Raw genomic sequence first — 422 nt, 5'->3', positions numbered from 1 at the left:
GGCCGCCACCCGGTCCGCGACCGATGCCCGGTCGGCCTCCGCGCGCAGGCCCACCAGCACCGGCACCCGGCCCTCCACCGGCCGCACCCCCAGCAGCACCGGCACCCCCACCGACGCCAGCTCCTCGCCGACCGCCCGCGCCAGCACCGCCCAGCCGCCCGCCGGGGACAGCGCGTCCCCCACCCGCATCACCACCGGCAGCAGCGGGCCGTCACCCGGCCGGAACCCCAGCACACGGGCCTGCGCCGGAGCGTCCCCGGCCCGCACCCGGCCCTCGGCCAGATCGGTCAGGAAGTCACCCCGGCCGCGCGCCGCCAGCTCCTCCTCCTGGCGCGCCTGCATCAGGACCACCGCCACGGTCCCCGCCGCCCGCTCGGCCGCGATCCGGTGCACCGGCGCCAGCGGAGCGCCCACCGGCAGCA

At 80.6% G+C, this 422-nt stretch carries 1 pseudogene; it reads right to left on the bottom strand.

What is annotated here, in order from left to right:
- Window positions 1-422, bottom strand: a pseudogene (locus tag GT030_RS09270) (PucR family transcriptional regulator); the annotation flags it as partial.

The sequence above is a fragment of the Streptomyces sp. SID1328 genome, from assembly GCF_009865595.1.
GTDB lineage: Bacteria > Actinomycetota > Actinomycetes > Streptomycetales > Streptomycetaceae > Streptomyces > Streptomyces griseoluteus.
This window is presented reverse-complemented; position numbering and strand designations above follow the sequence as displayed.